At 42.3% G+C, this 18,888-nt stretch carries 19 protein-coding genes; 1 reads left to right on the forward strand and 18 read right to left on the reverse strand.

What is annotated here, in order from left to right; all coding sequences use genetic code 11:
- Nucleotides 1-38: 38 nt before the first annotated feature.
- From DWW77_RS07705 to DWW77_RS07750, 11 genes are all read right to left on the reverse strand, one after another.
- On the reverse strand, nucleotides 39-1,109 hold the full coding sequence (locus DWW77_RS07705) for an acyltransferase (RefSeq protein WP_182431202.1): 1,071 nt from the start codon (nucleotides 1,107-1,109) through the stop codon (nucleotides 39-41).
- An 11-nt stretch (nucleotides 1,110-1,120) separates the two neighbouring features.
- A complete protein-coding gene (locus DWW77_RS07710) occupies nucleotides 1,121-2,098 on the reverse strand; it encodes a glycosyltransferase family 2 protein (RefSeq protein ID WP_118608431.1) in 978 nt (325 codons plus the stop codon).
- Nucleotides 2,099-2,102: 4 nt separating this feature from the next.
- Nucleotides 2,103-3,119 (reverse strand): glycosyltransferase family 8 protein, encoded by a 1,017-nt coding sequence (locus DWW77_RS07715; protein WP_021651284.1) that lies wholly within the window; start codon nucleotides 3,117-3,119, stop codon nucleotides 2,103-2,105.
- Between the two features lie 18 nt (nucleotides 3,120-3,137).
- On the reverse strand, nucleotides 3,138-4,073 hold the full coding sequence (locus DWW77_RS07720) for an NAD-dependent epimerase/dehydratase family protein (protein ID WP_118608432.1): 936 nt from the start codon (nucleotides 4,071-4,073) through the stop codon (nucleotides 3,138-3,140).
- 15 nt (nucleotides 4,074-4,088) lie between these two features.
- Nucleotides 4,089-4,652, reverse strand: a complete 564-nt coding sequence (gene rfbC / locus DWW77_RS07725; RefSeq protein WP_021651282.1) for a dTDP-4-dehydrorhamnose 3,5-epimerase — start codon at nucleotides 4,650-4,652, stop codon at nucleotides 4,089-4,091.
- A gap of 2 nt (nucleotides 4,653-4,654) precedes the next feature.
- On the reverse strand, nucleotides 4,655-5,026 hold the full coding sequence (locus DWW77_RS07730) for an NUDIX hydrolase (RefSeq protein WP_118608433.1): 372 nt from the start codon (nucleotides 5,024-5,026) through the stop codon (nucleotides 4,655-4,657).
- Between the two features lie 6 nt (nucleotides 5,027-5,032).
- A complete protein-coding gene (locus tag DWW77_RS18015; RefSeq protein WP_182431203.1) occupies nucleotides 5,033-5,182 on the reverse strand; it encodes a hypothetical protein in 150 nt (49 codons plus the stop codon).
- A gap of 14 nt (nucleotides 5,183-5,196) precedes the next feature.
- Nucleotides 5,197-6,252, reverse strand: coding sequence for a CDP-glucose 4,6-dehydratase (gene rfbG / locus DWW77_RS07735; protein WP_118608434.1), 1,056 nt, complete (start codon nucleotides 6,250-6,252; stop codon nucleotides 5,197-5,199).
- Nucleotides 6,253-6,263: 11 nt separating this feature from the next.
- Nucleotides 6,264-7,043: a glucose-1-phosphate cytidylyltransferase gene (gene rfbF / locus DWW77_RS07740; protein WP_118608435.1), complete on the reverse strand. Its 780-nt coding sequence runs from the start codon at nucleotides 7,041-7,043 to the stop codon at nucleotides 6,264-6,266.
- 723 nt (nucleotides 7,044-7,766) lie between these two features.
- A complete protein-coding gene (locus DWW77_RS07745) occupies nucleotides 7,767-8,099 on the reverse strand; it encodes a UDP-glucose 6-dehydrogenase family protein (protein WP_118608457.1) in 333 nt (110 codons plus the stop codon).
- Between the two features lie 387 nt (nucleotides 8,100-8,486).
- Nucleotides 8,487-9,722 (reverse strand): zinc ribbon domain-containing protein, encoded by a 1,236-nt coding sequence (locus tag DWW77_RS07750; protein ID WP_182431204.1) that lies wholly within the window; start codon nucleotides 9,720-9,722, stop codon nucleotides 8,487-8,489.
- Between the two features lie 314 nt (nucleotides 9,723-10,036).
- On the opposite strand from DWW77_RS07750, the gene DWW77_RS07755 reads away from it, so the two are divergent.
- The gene (locus tag DWW77_RS07755; RefSeq protein ID WP_118608437.1) at nucleotides 10,037-11,146 is read left to right on the forward strand and encodes a tyrosine-type recombinase/integrase; all 1,110 of its coding nucleotides are present in this window, start codon (nucleotides 10,037-10,039) and stop codon (nucleotides 11,144-11,146) included.
- Between the two features lie 182 nt (nucleotides 11,147-11,328).
- Here the strand turns inward: DWW77_RS07755 and galE are convergent, their stop codons facing one another.
- From galE to DWW77_RS07790, 7 genes are all read right to left on the reverse strand, one after another.
- Complete coding sequence (galE, locus tag DWW77_RS07760; protein ID WP_118512885.1) at nucleotides 11,329-12,345, reverse strand: UDP-glucose 4-epimerase GalE; 1,017 nt, start codon at nucleotides 12,343-12,345, stop codon at nucleotides 11,329-11,331.
- Nucleotides 12,346-12,437: 92 nt separating this feature from the next.
- Nucleotides 12,438-13,361, reverse strand: coding sequence for a sugar phosphate nucleotidyltransferase (locus tag DWW77_RS07765; protein WP_118608438.1), 924 nt, complete (start codon nucleotides 13,359-13,361; stop codon nucleotides 12,438-12,440).
- A gap of 143 nt (nucleotides 13,362-13,504) precedes the next feature.
- Nucleotides 13,505-14,860, reverse strand: a complete 1,356-nt coding sequence (locus DWW77_RS07770; RefSeq protein WP_118608439.1) for a sensor histidine kinase — start codon at nucleotides 14,858-14,860, stop codon at nucleotides 13,505-13,507.
- Nucleotides 14,857-15,531, reverse strand: coding sequence for a winged helix-turn-helix domain-containing protein (locus DWW77_RS07775; protein ID WP_118608440.1), 675 nt, complete (start codon nucleotides 15,529-15,531; stop codon nucleotides 14,857-14,859). Before DWW77_RS07775 ends, DWW77_RS07770 begins: the two co-directional genes overlap by 4 nt.
- Nucleotides 15,532-15,689: 158 nt before the next feature.
- Nucleotides 15,690-17,510: a Na/Pi cotransporter family protein gene (locus tag DWW77_RS07780; protein WP_118608441.1), complete on the reverse strand. Its 1,821-nt coding sequence runs from the start codon at nucleotides 17,508-17,510 to the stop codon at nucleotides 15,690-15,692.
- A gap of 188 nt (nucleotides 17,511-17,698) precedes the next feature.
- Nucleotides 17,699-18,199: a transcription elongation factor GreA gene (gene greA, locus DWW77_RS07785; protein WP_015527340.1), complete on the reverse strand. Its 501-nt coding sequence runs from the start codon at nucleotides 18,197-18,199 to the stop codon at nucleotides 17,699-17,701.
- A 135-nt stretch (nucleotides 18,200-18,334) separates the two neighbouring features.
- Complete coding sequence (locus tag DWW77_RS07790; protein WP_286188000.1) at nucleotides 18,335-18,868, reverse strand: CarD family transcriptional regulator; 534 nt, start codon at nucleotides 18,866-18,868, stop codon at nucleotides 18,335-18,337.
- Nucleotides 18,869-18,888 lie beyond the last annotated feature (20 nt).

An 18,888-nucleotide genomic window follows, 5' to 3' on the forward strand; every position in this document is an offset into this window, starting at 1 on the left:
AAAAAACTCCTTAAATTCTCTATTTTAGTTTAAAACACTTATAAAATTTTTGACAATAATGGAACCTTTAACATTATAAATGTTCCTCCCCAAGAGAGCAGAAACACAATAAGCCATAACAGTGGAATAGCAAATTCTATTCCCAGCAAAGGAAAATTAGTATGTGTAATGTTCATCATCTTGTACAGAAGATTAATAAAGAAGGGGTGAATCAAATAAATCCCAAAACTACATCTGCTGATTGATTTTGCTAATTTTCCTACATGCACACCGTCCATATATTTTTTGAACAAACAAAATACTGACAGTGCCTGGATCATAGTAAATATTCTATCTCCCAGAATCAATGCAGAGCCCTCTCCGCATCTCATAACAGCAGCGTACTGTATAATAATTTTTATTACAGAGGCAAACAGCCACAATCCGAGCTGTACCCCTCCCCGGTTAGTGATGATATCTATTGCTTTTTTCTCTCTGCCATTATCCTCAGCATGGAGTCCACCAATAATGTAACCGAGCAAAACATATGTTACATACTGCGTAAACAGCATATAATTTTCTATCTTCGTACCAAAGGCAATATTAATTGTTGGGATAACAAAGTTTCCAAAAATTAATATCGCCGTAAATATGCAAATTTCTCTATTACTTGAATTATCGATAAATCTCTTCAAAGGAATAAGAATCAAGTAGATACCAATTAGAATATATAAATACCAAAGATGCGACCAACTTTTCTGTTGAAGAGTCATCAGCACTGAATTTGGTAGCATTCCTATTTCTAATGTTTTTCTTTCAAATACTTGTTCCAAAAGAGCAAAGGCACTGCCAAATAAAAGTAATACCGCTCCCATTCGAAGGCTCATTTTCTTTACCTTTGTAAATGCCAGCTTATTTGAATGCAAAAGCAAATTACCGCTGATCATCAGAAAAACCGGTACTGCCCACTGAATCAGCGTATATACACATGTAAGTATGGTATAATTGCTCTTTCCAATCTCCTGCACTGAATAATTATTTGGCTGTGTCATCGTTATATGAATTCCAATGACTGCAATAGCACTAATTATTCTCAGCCAATCAATATATTCAATTCTTTTTCTTTCCATAGCTCCCACACCTATTTCTTTATCTTGACAAAAAAGCATAATGCTCTTCTTGTTAACGAATATCCAATATATTTTTTTAATTTTTTAACTTTCTTGACTTTTCTACTAATGTCATAATTCAATAAAATTTGCAGATTCTTAACTTTACTCAAGAGTTCCTTATTCTTTACTCCTGAAGATACCCCTAGAAGAACAGAATACTCATATGCATAATAAGAAGCAAGCAATTCAGTCTTTTCCTTGTCCTCCAGCTTTAGTGCCTGTCTATAACCTTTCTCACACATATAAAGCTTATCGGAGATTAACTTTTCAGCTTTTCCAGCAGTAATTGAACCATTCCGTTGTTGTCTATACGCATAGAATGGATTATCATAAAAATCAAACCGTTGCGCATAAAGAAGGAGATCTCCACACCAATCCATGTCCTCACTAAGATATCCGTCTTTAAATCTCATCGAATAGCTGTCAATAATAGATTTTTTAACCACTTTATTCCATGCTGCTGCTCGATAAATATTATTTTCAATCATATAACAGATTGATGCATTAACATCTTTATCTATAATCTTCGTCCTGTCCACGGCTGAGGTGATGATATAAGTATATTTATCTTCACTCTCATAGTATCTCTTTGCAGTGAATACAAGTACGTCAGCATCCGTTTCTGTAAGGTTAATGTGAATGTGCTCAAGAGCACTAGCATCATCCCAAAAATCATCACTATCAATAAAGATGACATACTTACCGGTGGCAATATCCAATCCTGCATTTCTTGCACTTGATAACCCACCATTTTCTTTATGAACTACTTTTACACGTGTGTCTGACGAGCTATACCTATCACAGATTTCTCCACAGGTATCTGGTGAACCATCATCAACCAGTATTAATTCAAAATTACAAAAAGACTGTCCAATAATGCTGTCAATACATATCTCTAAATACTTTTCAACCTTATATATTGGGACAATAATACTAAACTCTGGCATCTTCTCACTCTTTTACTCTTTCTTGCATTCGTTTATAGTTCTTCTCAGGAATTATGACACCATGCAGCACAGATGCCACTTCACAAAGTACAAATCGTGGTGCTTTACGAATCATCGTAGTTCTAAACTTAACCAAACCACTTCTCTTATCCTCCTGAAGTGGAATATCTCTCCACGGTGACATTTCTTTATACTTTAAAAAAGTTTTTAAATATGGATGTTGATTTCCTTTTATCCAAGGCCTTAGACCATCCAAAAAACATGTTGTAAAATGTACTAAGCCGGGGTTTGATATGGCTTCTGAAAATTCTTCTTTACTGTAAAAATCTTGGCTTTTCGATCTCCTGATTTTTAGCACCTGCTCATATGTAGCATAAAAATAAATCGAAAGCGTGTTATAACGCATAGGAAGTTTTACTTTCTTCTCTTGTTCCACAACACCATTCAAAACATCCTGATCTAAGTATGCTAGACTGCTACCGTATTTTGTAATGTAATCCGTGAATTTTCTTTCGTAATTCCCAACACGTACTTCATCGAGATTCAAAAACACAATACCACCATTCAAATAATAGTCGCCATCATTTTTCCCCACATTACGTCTGTAACGGTCATTAATACATTCCAACATTCCACCAAATACTTTTCCCGTCATATCCGTATTCCACAATGGTTCAATAGTATCTACAATAATAGTATCACAGTCAATATTTAGAACTTTATGTACTGTTTCAGGCAATGCACTCGCCATATATAACCGGCCAAAAGTACTGATATTCCATCTTCTTGTGTCTATTTCTTGTCCGGTAAGTTCTTTCATGTCAGGCATCGGAACAAAAGAGATGTCACGCCGATACTCCTTAACAACTTCAATCAATTTATTTTTATTTATATCTGAAATATGATTATCCATAATATAAATATGGATAGCATCACACTCTCTATTATTTTCTAACAATGACAATATTGAAATACCTGTCAAAAAGGCATAGCTGTCACTACTTGAGTACAAAATATCCATCTTCCCACCGTATATCCTTTACATTCCTTCATCTTCTTTAATCCATCGAGCTGTTCGCTCAATCCCCTTCCTAAAAGGAATCAAGGGTTTAAATCCAGTATCTTTATAAAGTTTAGTAACATCAAATGTTGTTATCGGTAAAGAAATGACATTTGATGTTATTTTTCCAAAACCTAACTCAACTGGCTCACCATCGTGTAAATCATTAGCAACTTGTCCAACAATCTTTAAAAATTCCTTTAACGGTTTTGCATCACCGGAGCCAATCGTATAATTAGTTCCATCCACGCCTTTTTCTGCAATTAGAATAAGAGCTCTGGCGACATCCGAAACATGAACAAAATCATAATACTGATTTCCTGCCGATAAATCAGGCGACTCTCCATGAAGAACTTTACGAATTATTGTGTTAACAAGCCGAGCGGATTTTTCCTCTTCGCCATATGTATTAATCAAGGGCCAGAAAAAGCGAATTCCATAAGTTCCACATTTTGCCTTTCCAATCCAGTGAGCCGCTGTTTTTGTTGCCTTATACATATACCCAAGGTTCGAAATCACTTTATCTTCATTCATCTCAACCAGCGACTCTGCTTCATGCATACTTCCGCAACCAATAAAGCAGCCAATTCTCATAATATGCATAGCATCAATCAAATCAAGTGTTGACTGTAAGTTCTGCATCTGAATCGCTTCGTTTCGAGCATCCAGATCAGATACTCCCTGCCAGGCAATATGAAAGACAACGTCAATATCTCGATCAGCAATCATATCAGGCAGCATATGATAATCTGCAATGTTGCACTCCACTATCTTTACCGGCAAAGCATTGATCGTATTAAGATTTTTTGTTCCCCGTCGCACAACTGCAATGACTTCCACATTCTGTTTCACAAGTTCTCTTACGAGAAATTTTCCAATAAATCCTGTTGCTCCTGTTACAATTGCTTTTTTCATCACTCCGCTCCTCCGTTACTTTCTTAATTCAATATATTCAGCTAATGTTGGCCAATTTTTGTCTTTCTCGGTTGCAATAATATGTTCTACCCCATATTCTTTAAGCGGCCATGGGATATTTAATTCAGGATCATTCCAACGAATACCTCCACACGCTGACGGAACATACCTCCCCGAACACTGATAAGAGAAAATCGTATCATTAGTAAGCGAAATAAATCCGTGAGCAAATCCCTCCGGGATATATGTTACAAATTGATCTTCAGCCTTTAAAAGCTCAGTATGGTATTGACCAAAGGTCGGAGAATTCTCTCTTAAATCAAGAGCTACATCAAATAAAACACCAGATATGACGTGTATAAGTTTTGCTTGCGAATCCACTGTTTGATAATGAAGCCCTCTTAAAGCTCCCTTTTTAGAATATAAATCACTGCTTTCTGTAAATTCACATGTTATACCATTCTCTGCAAAAATATTTTTTTCATAATATTTTTTATACAAACCGCGCTCGTCTGGATACATATGTGGCTTTATGAGCATTAAACCCTCAATTTCGGTTTTCTTAAATTCAAAAGGCATTACTAATCCCCCTGTTCTAAAATCTTAGTTATCGTCTCTCGATAAAAATCTTGAACCGGAAGGAAATGTTCCGGTATATGATCAAACCATCCAAGATGAACTTTTATTTCTTGGTTGTCAAGCAGTCGAAGTTGAACTTTATCTACAGGCACACACTGATAAAGGAACGAAATAAAATGGGTTCGCCCCCTATCTCTTTTTGGCTCAATATTCTCCGTAATTAATACGGGTTTCATATCACAGAGAACATCTGTACCAAGTTCACTTTTAGCACAGACATGAAGTCTTTGTTCTAAGGTTTCTTTTAATCGGACACATCCTCCTGGCAAATGCCATCCAGCTCCGCATTGTTCATCATCTCTCCATGAAAGCAAAACCTTTCACTCTTTAACAATAAGAATGTCAACGTTTACAATAGGAGTCAGTGATGCCACAGCTAAAAACAATTGATCCCCCAGTCCTTCAGCGGGATCAATTTTTTCTTCTTTTATTTCCAAAAGTAGTTCATTTATAACCGCTGTAAGACTCATGCAAATTTTACCTTTTAACTTTCCATAAATAATTTAATTTCGTTATCCATGCAGACACGAATATCTCCACCTTCTACCCAACACTTGCTCCATTCCACGACCATCTCAATTGCCGTATCAAGATTCCAATGGGGCTTCCAGCCAAAGGTAGTCTTCAACTTGGAGCAATCCAGCTTCAAGAAATTCGCTTCGTGGGGACCACCGTCATACCGGTTGACCCATTTCATACCATCGCCCCACTTGCTCACAAACAAATCGACTAAGGCCCCCGTCTGGAAGCAATCCACATCATCGGGGCCTACATTATAATAGCCTGCATATTTAATGTCCTGATACTGCATTGCTGCAATCATCAGATACGCATACAGCGGCTCCAGAACGTGCTGATACGGACGGGTCGAGAACGGATTTCTTACTACAATATCTTCATGCTTGATTGCAGCACGGATACAGTCTGGAATAATGCGGTCATTTGCAAAATCTCCACCGCCAATTACGTTACCAGCCCGTGCCGTAGAAATAGCGACTTGATTATCTCCAAAGAAACTATTTTCATAGGAGTGTGTAACCAATTCAGAACAAGACTTCGAGTTCGAATACGGATCAAAGCCATCTAGTTCTTCATTCTCGCGATAGCCCCATGCCCACTCTTTATTCAGATAAACTTTATCAGTAGTTACATTCAAAAAAGACTTAACACAGTTGCTAGTTCGGACACATTCCAAAATGTTCACCGTACCCATCACATTCGTTTCGTATGTATAAGCAGGATCCTTATAGCTGTCACGAACGATAGGCTGTGCTGCCAGATGCAGTACCATTTCCGGCTGTGCTTCATCAAATGCGGCCTTCAATGTTTTAAAATCACGGATATCTCCAATTACAGAATGCACGTCCTGCTCAATTCCGGCAATCTCAAACAAAGAAGGACTAGTCGGAGGATTGAGGGAATAGCCAGTAACAATAGCTCCAGCATTAGCCAGCATCTTACACAGCCAAGATCCTTTAAAACCGGTATGTCCTGTTACAAATACTTTCTTTCCTTTATAAAAGTCTAAATCAAAATTCATGTTTATTTTCCTCAGTCTTTCCAAAGTTTCCACGGGGCGTTACCGTCTTCCCACAATTTTTCAAGCTTTTGTTTTTCTCTTAAAGTATCCATACACTGCCAAAAGCCTTTGTGAATATATCCTGCGAGCTGCCCATCTTCAACCAACTTCGTGAGCGGTTCCTTTTCAAAGATCGTGCTGTCTCCTTCAATATAATCAAACAGAGCAGGTTCAAAAACCATATATCCGATGTTAATCAAATCACCGTCAAAATCGGATTTCTCTCTAAATGCATTAATGATTCCATTGTTGCCAACATCAACAATACCTTTTGTCTGTCCAAAATTATACATTGACATTGTTCCGATTTTACCGTGTGCTCTATGAAACGCAAGTAATTCGTCTATGTTAATATCACCAACCGCATCACCGTAGGTAACCATAAATGTATCATCGCCAACAAAGTCTTTAACTCGTTTGATACGTCCACCAGTTTGTGTATTTAATCCAGTATCAACAACCGTTACCTTCCATGGCTCAGCATGCTTATTGTGAATAATCATTTCATTGCCTTTTGTGAAATCAAAAGTAATATCAGATGTATGGATAAAATAGTCTGCAAACCATTCTTTAATCACATGCTGTTTGTATCCGGCACAGATAATAAATTCATTAATACCATAAGCTGAATATTCTTTCATAATATGCCACAGTATCGGCTTTTCCCCAATTTCAATCATTGGTTTTGGTTTTAAATGAGACTCCTCAGATATCCTTGTTCCAAAGCCGCCTGCTAAAATAACAACCTTCATAGTATTTTTCTCCTCTACCCCTAGTAGGGCTCATACCTTATTTTTATATCTATCTACACATCCATATGGATGGTATTTCTCTCTAATTCCTCGTATGTTCATCACACACTCGGCTAAGTGTTTTCTTATGCTGTCGTATCCAATTACCACAGCAATCATATTTTGCCTGTTTTCTACTCCATAAAACATCCGTTGAGTACACTCGTCTCTATTTCTCTATAGCCGAAGTGTTGCTTTATATAATCGAACCCCGTATACCCTGCAATGACGTTTTTTCTAAGTGTTGGATTGTTGAATCGAACCCTGTCGGCGCATGAGTTTTATTAAAACTGTATATATCATCCAGTCCAATTTTCGTCATTCATTGTTCATTATGAATAAATCATTCACTCTCACCGCACAAAATCTGTATTTATCATCGCCATCCATACTCTACTCAACAGCTGTTTTATGAAGTAGAAATCATCTGTTTTTCCGTAATTTTCATGACTCAACAAACCGTTATGATGTAGGTGTCATTAGCGGGTCAGATAGTGTACTCAACAGCAGTTTCAGACGTTAATGATAAACTCATGGATTTTTGTTGTTTTATCCTGTTTTCCGCCATTTTCTCATAACTTCCAAAAAAGTTGTGACAATTTTGTGTCGCAGTGGTCAAAAGTTCAGCGTTTTGTATGAGTTATTGGCATTTTCAGTTCATACAGCTGTGAAATATAACCAATTTCAGTACCCCATATAGTGTGCAAAACGGGTTCTTTTCGACGATGCTACGTCAATACGGTTTGTTGAGTAGACATTTGTAGGAGCAACAATTACTACAAAGTCAGCATCGGCGTATGCGGTCTTAGCATCCAGAGTTACAGTCAAGTTCAGTTCCTTCTCTGCAAGATACTTTTCAATATAATCATCCTGAATCGGAGACTTCCGGTTGTGGATCATCTCGACCTTCTCCGGAATGATATCCACAGCGGTCTCATGATGATGCTGAGAAAGCAATGGGGCAATTGACAAGCCCACATAACCAGTGCCCGCAACGGCGATTTTGTACTTCTTCATGTTATTTACTCCTCCGATCCTCATCGGGCATATCCTCTAATTTTTGCACCTGTGTACACATCCTGTATTTCAGGATGGTATTTCATTTTCATAATCTCCTGTGTCATATCTCACAGTTCTATTAAAAATAACTTCGAATACACTCCCCAGCTTAAAGCCGGCACACTCTTCGCCGTGCCCGCACCTTCTTCAGGTACACACACGACAGGCGGTATTCAACCCGGCGGTGTTTATCACTGATATACACCGTGTTTTGCTTTCGCTTTCTTTTTGTCAGCACGGCAAAGCCGATGCACTGACCTTATGACATCTGTTTTCTAACATGCCATAAGGTCAATCCACCTGCTCGCTTTTCATACTGATATTCTGTTTCCTTTGTTCTTCCCTTCATGCTCTGCGTCCAAACTGTGTCAGGCACTTTTTCCCGAGATTTCTCACAGCATTCAGATATCGGTTCGTCTGATGTCCATTGGCGCAGCAGCATAGTTCTGTTCTGGTGTCAGTCCGAATGATTTCTGCGCCGCATCTGGCACAGTTTGTGCTGATGCCGGTGGCGTAGACTTCGATAACGATGATTCCGTTTTTCCATGCTTTGTAGTCCAGATACTGGCGGATCCTGGTGTTTAAGTGGAGCGGGCCCCAGTTTCCTGAGCCTTTCATGACGTTTCTGGAATATTCCTGGTTATAACGTGTAAGTACGATCACAGAAACGTCCTGCTCTACGGCAAAACGTAAGATCTGGCTTGTGACCTGGTGTCCATAGTGTTCAGAAAGATGTTTCAGATGCATCCAGTATTTCTGATCAACTCTGCCTGTCTGTCTGCCTCCGGTTGCTTCCTGGGATTTCTGGATCTTTTCCAGAAGCTTTCTGCAATGGTGGCTGTATTCCTTTCCGCCTTTCCAGAACTTCACTGCGATTTCCTGACCGGTTCCGTCCAGAACAACGCCTGCTGCAAAGGCATCACTGTTTGTAAACTGAATACAGAGTATCCTGCATCCTGCCTGCATCCTCTGACGTACTGTTGCTGTATTTTCATTGTTCTGACGTACTGGAACATGCAGCATGTCATATTTGTATTCAAAAACTACGGATGGTGACATGAGTCTGGCGTTTTCCGGAAAGTCTCTGCCTGACAGCCGGCAATGCATCCAGGTCCATGTGTCTCCTGTCCAAACACGCAGTGTGATCTCTTTAGCGGAAAAATCCTGATACATTCCTTTGTAATAGGTAACTGCTGCATTTAGTTTCTCTGCTCTGCCGCTCTTCTCATCCTGGGTAAAACGGCTGAGATAGCTTTTGGCTGAAGCAATTCCCTCATTGGCTGCTGCTCTTCGAAAATACAGCGGAACCTTTTGCCAGGGGAGGGGATCTGATGGTATGCGTCCGCCTCGTCCCGGAATGCTCATGATCTCCAGCTCGCGTAAAGTCTGCTGGCTTCCCAGTTCCCAGAGATCCGTATGATCCAGAAGCAGGTTGTAATAAAATTCAGCGATCCGGTTATAAAATTCCTGCGTGGTCCGCAGCCATTCCGGATGTCTGCACCAGAGATGCAGTCGCCAGGTTGTGATGCTGTAGCCGCTTTTTCCGGTGTTTTCTTTTTTGCCGGTTTCCGGTTCTTTCATTTTGGTTCTCCGTTTTTTGCAAAGAAAAATCATTATAATATAACTTATCTAAATTATTATTTTTTCCTGTCGCTTATCATTTCCATAAGCGACAGGTGATTTTCTCTCAAATTGCATAGTTCTCGAATCTTAATCAATGATAGCATTGCACCCTGTCGCTGTCAAGATGCGAAAAATGCACCACTTTCGACCAAAAATGCAGGTTTTTTCGGTTGATTTTTTTATATACGACAAATTTTCCTTTTTTTCGCTTATTAGTGGTCACAAAAATGGTCAGACTTTTGCTATAATAGTGCGAAAAGGAGACTACGATTATGCCTAGAAAAGGGGAAAATATCAGAAAAAGGAAAGACGGAAGATGGGAGGCGCGTTATGAAAAATGTCGTGACCAGAATGGACGGATCCAGTACGGATATCTGTATGGTCGTACATATGAAGCTGTAAAACAGAAAAAACTGGACATCCTGTGTCAGAACAATCCTCGGAAATTTTGCGGAAAACGCTACGTATTTCGAAATCTCAGTGAAGAATGGATGCTTTCCATGCGTTATGCAGTGAAACTTAGCACCTATGCATGCTATGAGACACTGCTCGATACACATATCCTTCCGGAATTTGGAGATACACCTCTGAAATATATCTCTTCTGCTTCTGTATACGCTTTCTCCGAAAAGCTGAAACGTCAGGGGCTTTCGCCACGTACCATCAAAAATCTTCTGATCCTGTTCCACAGTATTTTACGCTATGGTGAGAAGCAGGGTTATCTGAATCTTTCACAACTGGATTTTCGATATCCAAAAATAAATACCAGTCCTTTCGAGCTTATTTCTTCTGAAAATCTTACAAAACTGATCACGACTCTCTCCGCTGAGGATTCTGAGTTTTCCATCGGCATCCTGTTATGTATTTACACAGGGATCCGTGTTGGAGAGCTCAGCGGCATTCGCTGGGAAGATATTGATTTTGATGAAAAACTGCTACATATAAGACGAACGATCTCACGAATAAAAAATCTTGATTATTCTGGTGAATCTGATGACGAACCCAAAACCGTTTTAATGATAGGTCCTCCTAAATCAGTCTCATCCATCAGGGATATTCCAATCCCTGATTTTTTATTGAAAAAAATGGAACGGATTGCTGCTGAACCTGATTCATACCTGCTGACGAGTACGAATCGTAAATGCATGGAACCCAGAAATATCCAGCGAAAATTCCAGCGGGTTCTTCAGCAATGCGAAATCCCCAGCATCAACATCCATTCTCTCAGGCATGCATTTGCCACCCGATGTACAGAGATGGGATTTGACAGCAAGACACTTTCTGAAATTCTCGGGCATTCGTCCGTCAAGATCACCATGGATATTTATGTGCACAGCAGTATAAAACAAAAGCAGAAGTGCATGGAAAAACTGAGCTATTAGCAGTCAGAATTATGGTCAAAGCAAGGCCGGAAGTCCGCTTTTATACGGGTTTCCGGCCTGTTTGTCGCTTATGGAAATGATAAGCGACTTTTTTACCCTCAAAAAAAGCAACACGGCAGACATCCCTCCGGGGCTGTCTGCCGTATTTTATATCACTTTTATGTAATTAGGCTTTCTGTTCCTTAAGCCTCATATCCATTAGGGTTCTGGCTCTGCCATCTCCAGGAGTCTGCACACATCTCGCGGATTCCGTTCTCTGCCTTCCAGCCGAGCTCTTTCTCTGCTTTGGTTGCATCGGAGTAGCAGGTTGCGATGTCGCCTGGGCGGCGTGGTTTGATCACATATGGGATCTTGACGCCGGTAGCTGCCTCAAAGTTCTTAACGATATCAAGAACACTATAGCCTTTTCCGGTACCAAGGTTGTAGATGCTTAATCCGGAATTGTCTTCCAGCTTCTTAAGGGCTTTTACATGGCCCTTGGCAAGGTCTACTACGTGGATGTAGTCACGGACACCTGTTCCATCCGGTGTATCGTAATCGTTTCCGAATACGCCAAGCTCTTTCAGCTTGCCTACTGCTACCTGTGTGATATATGGCATCAGGTTGTTCGGGATACCATTTGGATTCTCTCCGATGGTTCCGCTCTTATGAGCACCGATCGGGTTGAAGTAACGAAGAAGAACTACATTCCACTCCGGGTCTGCCTTCTGGATGTCTGTAAGGATCTGCTCCAGCATGGATTTGGTCCAGCCATATGGGTTGGTACACTGTCCCTTCGGGCACTCCTCGGTGATCGGGATCATTGCCGGATCTCCGTATACGGTTGCTGAGGAAGAGAAAATAATATTTTTAACATTATGCTTTCTCATCACGTCTACAAGGGTAAGGGTTCCTGCGATATTGTTCTCATAGTACTCCCACGGCTTGGCAACAGATTCACCAACTGCCTTCAGTCCTGCAAAATGAATACAGGAATCGATCTCTTCCTTGTCAAAAACCTCATTTAATGCATCGCGATCCAGGATATCGGCTTTATAGAATTTCACCGGTTTGCCTGTGATCTTGGATACTCTGTCCAGAGCCTTCTCACTGGAATTGCATAAATTGTCAACTACTACAACATCATATCCTGCGCTCTGCAGCTCTACAACGGTATGACTTCCAATGTATCCTGCTCCGCCTGTTACTAAAATTGCCATAGTTTTTCTCCTCCTCTATTGGATCTAACTGTTCCTGTTTATTTTAGCACTGTTCCTTTGTTTCCACAATAGCCGAAAACCAGGTTTACTACTTAATCCCAGAGTCCCTGCGGATAAAGTCCCTGATCCTTCAGATTCTGGATTGCGGCTACCACTACCGGTTTGTCCTCTTTATAGGTCACTCCGTACCATTTATCCTGTGTGGTAAGGACTTTGACTTCTGCCTTTTTTTCCTGAAGGAGCTCGTCAACTACAAACGGAAGAAAATATTCGCATTTCAGAGGATTTTCCGGGATGCTCTTTTCAAGGAATACCGGGAAGCGTTTTACCAGCTCTTTCATAAATCCACCGGTGAATCCCCACATGTTCATGGATACCGGAGTCTCTCCCGGGAGACTTGTCCAGGTTTTTCCATCGTCCTCTGTGTAGGCTGCTCCGCCGTCACGTTTCTCAATATGTGTTCGCTCATTGATATCTGCAAGATATCCATTTTCATCTGTCTCACAGACACCTCTGGAAACGTAGCCGTTGTCTGTCAGGGTGTTCTCAAGGCGGTAGCCTACCATCATATACTGGGCAGGTACGGTGTCCTCCTGGGCCTGGATCAGGAAATCATACGCCATCTTAAAGGCATGGGTTCCATAATAATCATCTGCATTGATCACCACAAACGGTCCGTCGATCTCTCCGGCACAGCTTAATACCGCATGTCCGGTTCCCCATGGCTTCACACGGCCTTCCGGAACCTGGAAGCCTTCCGGGATGTTGTTGAGATCCTGATGCACATAAACGATCTCCACCTTGTCACTTAAGCGGTCGCCAATGGCATCGCGGAAATCCTGTTCATTCTCTTTTTTTATGATGAATATCACTTTCTTAAAGCCTGCACGTACGGCATCATAAATGGAAAAATCCATAATGATATGACCTTCCTGATCTACAGGATCGATCTGTTTCAGTCCGCCGTAGCGGCTTCCCATTCCTGCTGCCATTACTACCAGAACCGGCTCTTTCATAATCTTGTTCCTCCTGATTTTTAGAAATACAGGGATTTTTTCCCATACATAGTTTAAGCCGGTCAGATTCTCATCCGACCGGCCTTTGAACCTTTTTTTATTATACTACACTTCACCGTGAAATCCTACTGATTATTTTCAGTTTATTTTCGGTCAGAAGTATTCTCCGGGAAAACGATCTCCATCCTGGTTCCAACTCCCTGTTCACTTTCCACGTTGATCTGTGCATGATGAAGCGTTGCTCCATGCTTCACAATGGAAAGACCCAGACCTGTTCCGCCGGTCTGTCTGGAATGGCTTTTGTCTACCCGGTAAAAGCGCTCAAAGATCCTTCCCTGTTCACTTTTCGGGATTCCGATCCCGTCATCTGCCACACAGTAGAACGGATGCCCTTTCCGGTTGCCTACCATGATCCGCACATGACCATTCTGTTCTGTATAGCGAACTGCATTGTCTGCAATATTAAAAAGCATCTCATAGAGTACATGGCGGACGCCCTGGATCTTCTCTGTACTTCCGGCAAGCTCAAGGGAAATATTTTTCTTTCCGGCAGGATGTCTGAGATTATTTCTTACGTCTTCTGCAAGCTCATAAAGATCCACCTCTTCAAAAGGAACCTCACTGTTGCTTTCATCCAGTCTGGAAAGCTGGATGATATCCGCTACCAGATTGGAAAGTCTTATTGATTCATGGTAGATCCTTCCGGAAAATTCCTGTATATGATCTGCCGGAACCATGCCGTTCATCATAAGCTCCGCATAACCGGAAATGGACATCAGCGGGGTCTTCAGCTCATGGGAAACATTTGCAGAAAATTCCTTCCGGATTTCCTCTGCCTCCTTCAGTTCTTTTACCTGCTGCCGGATCTGCCGATTCTGTTCATCCACCCGCACAAGAAGGGGACGCAGCTCCTCATAGCACACATTGTTCAGCGGATGCTCCAGATCCAGCTCGTTGACCGGACGGATCAGCTCTCTGGTCTGTCTCTGTGCAAAAACAAACTCCAGGATCAGTACCAGTAGCATCAGAAGTCCCAGCACTGCAAGACTTGAGGTCCATGTGGAATATATGGAATCTACGGTTTTTCCCACCCGGAGCACGTTTCCGTCATCCAGCTTCACCGCATAATAAAAGGTCTTTTTTGCAAAGGTTTCTGAATAACGGATACTTTCGCTTTTTCCGTTTTTTTCTGCCTGTATAAATTCCGGACGATCACTGTGATTTGCCAGTTTTTTCGGAGATGTCTCAGAATCGTAGAGAACGGTTCCGTCTTTACGGATGAGGGTCACACGACTTGATGATACTGTCTGGAGCTTTTTTGTGAGAAAGGAATCTCCATACTCATCCATGGCAAGGCAGATATACTGAGCTTCCTCACGGACTCCCCGCTGCATGTATGTGTTTAATTTATTGTAGGTGACCACACTTGCTGCCAGAAACGTGACAAGAACAGCAAAAATGATCATAATGCTTGTATGATGCAGAATTTTCTTTTTCATACATGATCTCCGATCCGGTATCCCACGCCACGCACTGTCTCGATCAGATTTCCGGCTTCCCCCAACTTCTGTCGGAGAGTCCGTACATGAACATCTACAGTCCTCGTTTCTCCGTCAAAATCATAGCCCCACACATGGCACAGGATCTGGTTTCTGGACATGACCAGTCCTTTGTTCTCCATAAGATATTCCAGAAGTTCAAATTCCTTTCTGGTCAGCTCTTTCACCTCACCCTGATAGCTGACTTCGTGACGGGACACATTGACACGAAGGCCCTTGCAGTGCAGCTCCCTCTCTTCGCTCTGCCTTGCGCAGCGCCGAAGGACCGCTTTGACCCTGGCTACAAATTCCATCATCCCGAAGGGCTTGGTGATATAATCATCTGCGCCGCTCTCCAGACCTTTTACCTTGTCAAACTCCGCTTCTTTGGCTGTGACCATGATCACCGGGATATCCCGGGTCCTGGTATCGCTTTTCAGTCGTTTCAAAATATTATACCCGTCTTCACCCGGGAGCATGATGTCCAGCAGGATCAGCTCCGGCAGATTTTTTTTCATGGCTGTGTCAAGTTCCGCCCCGGTTTCAAAACCTTCTGCCTCAAAGCCTGTTGTCTCCAGGGTATAGACAAGAAGCTCTCTGATATTTCTCTCATCTTCCACACAGTAGATCATTCTATATCCTCTCTGTTCATTTTTTTGCCGTTGGCACTTCATAATCGTCTGGTCTTTTTTGTTCCATGCCTTCAGTATAACTGCTTTCTTTTTACTGCACAAGCCCTGGCCGTCTGCTGATACAGCTAACCAGGGCATAGCATTATTTCGATATATTTTTATTGGCTGCCTGCCGCTGCTATCTGGGCTGCCGCCGGCTCATCCTTTATTTCCGGAAGCTGATACTGACTCCGGATCACCTCCAGCTCACGGTAGAAGGTTTCGTCCGGCCCATGTTTGATCTGCTTCAGGTGCTGATGTGTATCAAAAGCATCTTCATGAACCTGTGTCACACAGACACCGATATTGGAACAGTGATCTGCCACACGCTCCAGGCTGGTAGTCACATCGGACAGGATAAATCCCATTTCAATGGTACATTCCCCGGCGCGAAGTCTCTGGATATGCCGGTACTTCAGTTCCTTGCTGAGTTCATCGATCACTTCCTCCAGTGGCTCGATCTCTCTCGCAAGCTGCACGTCCTGATTTTCGTAAACCTTGTAAGCAATATCTACAATGTCTTCCACCGCATGTTCCATGACACGTAACTCTTCCAGTGCCTTATCCGAAAACTTCAGGCCTTTTTCATAAAGCTCCTGTGCGGATTCCATGATGTTCACACCGTGATCGGAAATCCTCTCAAAATCACCGATACAGTGGAGCATGATGGAAACACTGTGACTGTCATGAACGGAAAGATCCTTCTGGTTCAGTTTTACAAGATAGGTTCCAAGCTCATCCTCATAACGGTCTACCTTTTTCTCTGCTTCTTCCACCAGAGCCTTTCCTTCCACGCTGAAATTCTTCAGAAGATCCAGGGCGGTAAACAGAGTTCTGTGAGAATCCTCTGCCATTTTTTTCGCTGCATTCCTGCTCTGCTCAACTGCAAATGCAGGTTTCTCCAGAAAACGGCTTTCCAGGATCATGAAATCCGGATCTGCTGCCACCTTCTCCTGCTCTTCCTTCCTGTCGCGGATAGTAAGACAGGCAAGCTTCTCCAGAGCCTTTCCAAACGGAAGAAGGACAAGAGTTGCCGTAATATTGAAGGCACTGTGCAGAATTGCGATCCCGGCCGGAGTCGCTGCCTGCGTCATAAATGAAAAATGTACTGCTGCATTTATCGCATAAAATACTGCCATGAACAGCATGGTTCCGATCAGATTGAAATACAGATGGACCATAGCCGCACGTTTTGCGTTTTTGCTGGCTCCGATGGCTGAAAGGATCGCAGTGATACAGGTACCGATATTCTGTCCCATGATAATAGGAAGTGCTGCACTGAACGGTACCATTCCGGTAAGACACAGGGCCTGGAGGATACCAACCGATGCGGAGGACGACTGGATGATCGCTGTCAGCACTGCTCCAGCCACAACTCCCAGAATCGGGTTGGAAAATTTCACCAGCATTCCGGTAAACTCCGGTACCTCTGCAAGAGGTTCCACAGCTCCGCTCATGGCATTCATTCCATACATCAGGATCGCAAAGCCTACTAAGATTGCTCCCACGTCCTTTTTCTTCTGGCTTTTTGTAAACATGATCAGAACCACGCCGATCAGTGCCAGGATCGGTGAAAATGACGTCGGCTTAAAAAGCTGGATAATAAAGTTATCACTCTGAATACCTGTAAGACTCAAGATCCATGAGGTTACTGTAGTACCGATATTGGCACCCATGATGATCCCCACAACCTGGGACAGCTTCATGATTCCCGAGTTTACAAAACCAACGACCATAACGGTGGTTGCCGAGGATGACTGGATCACTGCAGTCACACCCATTCCAAGAAGAACGGCTCTGATAGGATTGGAGGTAAGTGTCTCCAGGATCCGCTCAAGCTTTCCGCCTGCAACCTTCGCAAGCCCGTCTCCCATTAAGTTCATTCCATAAAGGAAAATAGCAAGGCCGCCAAGCAATGCCAGTACGCTGAAAAAGTCCATAATACTCTCCTTCACTTTCTCTTTTTGATATGTTTGATTTCCTTTTTCTCATTTCAACGATTTTCATAATAGCGGCCTATTGTAAAATTTTCCCCACCGGAATGTAAAATCTGTGTAAAAAAATAAAACAGAGGATCCTGCTACGGGAAACAGATTTCCCGTCAGAATCTCTCTGTCCTATATATCGTTCAAAATCCGCGGATTTCCTCATCCTCAGATCCGGTCTTGTCGATGGATTTTATTACAAGGTAATAGCTGTAATCATCATTGACCTTTACTTCCACCCGATCTCCTACACGATGACCGCGCAGTGCCTTGCCGATAGGCGATTCGATACTGATACGGTTTTCCATGGAATTTCCACGGATGGAAGTAACCAGCTTGTACTTCTCCACCTCATTATCTTCTTCAAAAAGAACTTCCACGATATCGTCCATTCCCACTTCGTCTGATCTGGAAGCATCGGATACAATGGAAGCAGTCTTCAGCATCCTCTCCAGATAACGGATGCGGCTCTCATTCTGATTCTTATGTTTCTTGGCTGCATAATACTCAAAGTTCTCACTTAAGTCTCCCTGGGCACGTGCCTCCTTGACCGCCTCAATGGCTTCCTTACGTACTACCAGTTTACGGTGTTCGATCTCCTGCTCTATTTTTTCAACATCCTTGCGGGTAAGCTGTTCTCTCATTTCTCTGGCATCTCCTTTTCTTTATAACATTCAGACTGATTCTGAATCTGTTCTCCACTTCCTGTGAAGCTTCTGTCACAGATACAGAGTTCTGGAAGGTTACCGGAAATACCATAGCAGATACGCTCTGCTTTGTCAAACAGCACATACCTGTTCTTCGGCTTCCTTCTTCTGGTTTACTCGCTGTTCAATATAATCTGCCATATGTTCTTTGGGGATATCCAGTAACATGGACAATTCAGAATAGAGATGATCCTCTGCAAGCTTCAGATACCGTTCGTCTGTAGCGGTTGTTTTTTTGCCATGAGATAATCTGGCCTGTTTTCTGACGTAGATCGTCTTGATGATTCGAAGAAGATCTCTGCATTCACAGGTACGGATGCATTTCTTGTAGCTATCCTCCCGGAATTTCTCATTCTCAATACTCAGTGTCTCAATGGATGGGATCTCATCGATAAGCCTCTCCGCTTCTTCCCTCGTAATGATTCCGCGAAGCACCTGCTTTCCACCTTCCACCGGTGTAAATATCTTCCCATCGGTTTCTCCTCCGGGCCTCAGTACATAATAAAGCTTCTCGCCGGAGGAACCATCCACCCTCATTGTGGTAACTCCTGTTACCTGGCAGATGCCGGTACGACCATACACAACATATTCGCCTGTTTCAAACATTCTTCCACTTCCTTTCATTT

The sequence above is a fragment of the Ruminococcus sp. AF17-12 genome (genome assembly GCF_003479245.1).
Classification (GTDB): domain Bacteria; phylum Bacillota; class Clostridia; order Lachnospirales; family Lachnospiraceae; genus Blautia_A; species Blautia_A fusiformis.

What these genes read in the sequence shown, in the direction of transcription:
- DWW77_RS07705 (WP_182431202.1), bottom strand. Translation starts at nt 1,109, where the DNA reads ATGGAAAGAAAAAGAATTGAATATATTGATTGGCTGAGAATAATTAGT.
- rfbC (WP_021651282.1), bottom strand. Translation starts at nt 4,652, where the DNA reads ATGCCTTTTGAATTTAAGAAAACCGAAATTGAGGGTTTAATGCTCATA.
- DWW77_RS07780 (WP_118608441.1), bottom strand. Translation starts at nt 17,510, where the DNA reads ATGGACTTTTTCAGCGTACTGGCATTGCTTGGCGGCCTTGCTATTTTC.
- DWW77_RS07770 (WP_118608439.1), bottom strand. Translation starts at nt 14,860, where the DNA reads ATGAAAAAGAAAATTCTGCATCATACAAGCATTATGATCATTTTTGCT.
- DWW77_RS18015 (WP_182431203.1), bottom strand. Translation starts at nt 5,182, where the DNA reads ATGAGTCTTACAGCGGTTATAAATGAACTACTTTTGGAAATAAAAGAA.
- DWW77_RS07755 (WP_118608437.1), top strand. Translation starts at nt 10,037, where the DNA reads ATGCCTAGAAAAGGGGAAAATATCAGAAAAAGGAAAGACGGAAGATGG.
- rfbG (WP_118608434.1), bottom strand. Translation starts at nt 6,252, where the DNA reads ATGAATTTTGATTTAGACTTTTATAAAGGAAAGAAAGTATTTGTAACA.
- DWW77_RS07750 (WP_182431204.1), bottom strand. Translation starts at nt 9,722, where the DNA reads ATGAAAGAACCGGAAACCGGCAAAAAAGAAAACACCGGAAAAAGCGGC.
- rfbF (WP_118608435.1), bottom strand. Translation starts at nt 7,043, where the DNA reads ATGAAGGTTGTTATTTTAGCAGGCGGCTTTGGAACAAGGATATCTGAG.
- galE (WP_118512885.1), bottom strand. Translation starts at nt 12,345, where the DNA reads ATGGCAATTTTAGTAACAGGCGGAGCAGGATACATTGGAAGTCATACC.
- DWW77_RS07710 (WP_118608431.1), bottom strand. Translation starts at nt 2,098, where the DNA reads ATGCCAGAGTTTAGTATTATTGTCCCAATATATAAGGTTGAAAAGTAT.
- DWW77_RS07790 (WP_286188000.1), bottom strand. Translation starts at nt 18,868, where the DNA reads ATGTTTGAAACAGGCGAATATGTTGTGTATGGTCGTACCGGCATCTGC.
- greA (WP_015527340.1), bottom strand. Translation starts at nt 18,199, where the DNA reads ATGAGAGAACAGCTTACCCGCAAGGATGTTGAAAAAATAGAGCAGGAG.
- DWW77_RS07775 (WP_118608440.1), bottom strand. Translation starts at nt 15,531, where the DNA reads ATGATCTACTGTGTGGAAGATGAGAGAAATATCAGAGAGCTTCTTGTC.
- DWW77_RS07715 (WP_021651284.1), bottom strand. Translation starts at nt 3,119, where the DNA reads ATGGATATTTTGTACTCAAGTAGTGACAGCTATGCCTTTTTGACAGGT.
- DWW77_RS07765 (WP_118608438.1), bottom strand. Translation starts at nt 13,361, where the DNA reads ATGAAAGAGCCGGTTCTGGTAGTAATGGCAGCAGGAATGGGAAGCCGC.
- DWW77_RS07745 (WP_118608457.1), bottom strand. Translation starts at nt 8,099, where the DNA reads ATGAAGAAGTACAAAATCGCCGTTGCGGGCACTGGTTATGTGGGCTTG.
- DWW77_RS07720 (WP_118608432.1), bottom strand. Translation starts at nt 4,073, where the DNA reads ATGAAAAAAGCAATTGTAACAGGAGCAACAGGATTTATTGGAAAATTT.